Below are 1309 nucleotides of genomic sequence, written 5' to 3'. Positions count from 1 at the left end.
GTGTGTAGTTCATCCCACAGCGTCAGCACTAATTTGAGACGGGGTTGCTCGATGGGTCGTTGGACACCAACTGCTCGCATGGCAAGCAACATTTGTAACAATTCAACCAACTCTACCGCCTCGTTTAAAGGCACAGGCTCGGCCTGAGCGTCAGACGCGGATGTTGCAGCAGCCACTTCAGTAAAGGCCTTAGTGAGTACATCATGCGGTTCTGCATGGTCATGCAGTCGGATAAATACCAGCCATGTATTGCTTTTACGGCACATTTCAACCCACTGTGGACCTAATTCCCGATCACGAATAATGGCCTTCACCTGCTCCCCTCCATAGTCCGGAAATTCCAGTTCTAAAGGATTACCGTCCAGTAGTAAGCTCAACTTCAACACCTTATTCTGCTCTGCAGGTGTGCTTGCAGTAGATTGACCTTCGGCAAGCCGTTGGCGAGCCTCATCAATAGCAAGTAGGTCTTCCGGAGTTTGGCGCAGACTCAACCGCTCGGGCTTAGCTAACAGCTTACCGTATAACTGCGCTAAAAATGTCGTTTTGGATGTGCCAGGCTTGCCAATAATGAGCACGCTGTTTCCTTCTTTGTTCATCTCCCTCGGTACAATAAGAAGTGATCCTGAGTATCCGCTGGTACAGCAAGTGTAGGCGGGGTGAAGCGAACAGATTCTACTTCCTGCAGGAGGCTGTCCAAAATTCCTAGGTTGCCTAATTGCAGCGGGTCAGGTTGCCCCTGTAATTGCTTACTGATTTCGAAATGCGGCACTGCGCCCAGTACCTGTTCAAGCTGAGTGAGCAAGTTTTGCTTAACAGTTGGCCGCACCTGATCCAGCAAGTCCGCTTATGACCAGGCAATCACTACTGGCCTACCATTTAGTCCCTGAGCAAGACGCCCTGCTAAGTCAACCAAGTTCGATACGGCTGCGCCACGTCGTAATATCAAGGCCTCGCAATCGACAAAGAAGATGAAAGCATCGGCATACTGATGAATCCAGCGCACATTTTCAGCGTTGGAGTCGGCTTGGTTGATCGCCCATTGACTGAATACTTCCCCAGATGCATCGGGGAAAAGCACATCACATAGGCGTCCATCACCCCGCCGCAATGCCCAATGTAATAAGCTGTAATAGGTTGGATCACTAGGCGTTGCTGCCTGGTCAGTAGACTGTCCACGATGAAATCGCAAAGCAACGGCCAGTTCCTCCCAACCAAGCAAAGTAAGCGACCCAGCGAATGTATAGTGAGTTAATCCATGGCCACGCAGCAACAGACTATGTAGCATCCCCAAAAAGGAAGACTTTCCAGC

At 50.3% G+C, this 1309-nt stretch carries 2 protein-coding genes; both read right to left on the bottom strand.

What is annotated here, in order from left to right; translation table 11 throughout:
* On the bottom strand, positions 1 to 596 hold a 596-nt coding region (locus J4D97_RS22915), incomplete at its 3' end, for a hypothetical protein (RefSeq protein WP_208309618.1).
* Between the two features lie 248 nt (positions 597 to 844).
* Positions 845 to 1309, bottom strand: a 465-nt coding sequence (locus J4D97_RS22910; RefSeq protein ID WP_208309617.1) for a TRAFAC clade GTPase domain-containing protein, incomplete at its 5' end; no start/stop codon positions are given.

The sequence above is a fragment of the Hymenobacter defluvii genome (genome assembly GCF_017589435.1).
Lineage (GTDB): Bacteria > Bacteroidota > Bacteroidia > Cytophagales > Hymenobacteraceae > Hymenobacter > Hymenobacter profundi.
This window is presented reverse-complemented; position numbering and strand designations above follow the sequence as displayed.